Below are 1,202 nucleotides of genomic sequence, written 5' to 3' on the forward strand. Positions count from 1 at the left end.
TATGCCCCGGCTGCGCGCCAGGCTTTGCCCCGCTCGTGCCGCGCAACGACTTCGGCTTGCGCCCGGGCCCATCGCTTGAGGGCGGCTTGCTGGAGTTACGACTGTTCTTCTCGAGTTTCGCTTCGAGCGCGTTCAGACGCTTCACGAGATCAACGATGAGCGCGTCCTTCTGTTCGTGTGTGAGGTCTTTGAAATCAGGCATCTTCGTCATGTCCTTCACTATGCACAGCCTGGCTGCAGTTTACAAGCGCTGAATAGTTACGCCGCCGCAAAGAAAGTAAGCAAAGAAAGCGGCTCAAGCCAATCCTGCTAAGCGGGTCTCCTGGCTTGGAGGCGGTAGTGGCGCATCTGGAATCCGTGTCCTCGCGCATTCGGCGTGAGTGACAAAGGCGTCATACTTCCGGCGGCGCTGCGCGCGCCGAAGAGTACTTCATAAAACCACACACTACGTTTCAGCTCTCGCGTTTGGGCTCTTGCGTTCGAGGTCTCACGTTTCGGTTCTTGCATTTTGTCGGCACCGTGACTCGTCGTCGCGCCGCCACTGCGGCCGCCAGTAGGAGTGCCACTGCCACTGCCACTGCCACTGCCACTGCCACTACCACTGCCACTGCCACTGCCACTGCCACTACCACTACCACTGCCACTGCCACTGCCACTGCAACACACCGCCATTTCATTCGAAGTGGGGGTTGCCGGTGAAGTACGGCGGCGCCTCGCCGAGGCGAAGCCGACGGCCCGCACAGATCTGAACCGAAGCCCGTGGTTTCCCTGGCAGACCCGTCCGCGACGCACGTAGTGCGGAGTGGGAGCTGATGACGGCTTTCTCACTAACGCTCGAAGGTGCAAGGGCCCGGATTCCACGGAGCCACTACCGCTTCCAAGCCACGGTGCCCACTTAGTATGAGCGGTTTGAGCCGCTTTCTTTGCTTACTTTCTTTGCGGCGGCGTAACTATTCAGCGCTTGTAAACTGCAGCCAGGCTGTGCATAGTGAAGGACATGACGAAGATGCCTGATTTCAAAGACCTCACACACGAACAGAAGGACGCGCTCATCGTTGATCTCGTGAAGCGTCTGAACGCGCTCGAAGCGAAACTCGAGAAGAACAGTCGTAACTCCAGCAAGCCGCCCTCAAGCGATGGGCCCGGGCGCAAGCCGAAGTCGTTGCGCGGCACGAGCGGGGCAAAGCCTGGCGCGCAGCCGG

At 59.7% G+C, this 1,202-nt stretch carries 2 protein-coding genes; one reads left to right on the forward strand and one right to left on the reverse strand.

Going from position 1 to position 1,202, the window contains the following annotated elements:
• Positions 1 to 202: DUF6444 domain-containing protein (locus HHL24_RS43400; protein WP_230417829.1), on the reverse strand; the 202-nt coding region annotated here is incomplete at its 3' end.
• A gap of 804 nt (positions 203 to 1,006) precedes the next feature.
• Here HHL24_RS43400 and HHL24_RS43405 point away from each other — a divergent pair.
• Positions 1,007 to 1,202: DUF6444 domain-containing protein (locus HHL24_RS43405; protein WP_230417830.1), on the forward strand; the 196-nt coding region annotated here is incomplete at its 3' end.

Source organism: Paraburkholderia polaris, from assembly GCF_012927345.1.
Lineage (GTDB): Bacteria > Pseudomonadota > Gammaproteobacteria > Burkholderiales > Burkholderiaceae > Paraburkholderia > Paraburkholderia polaris.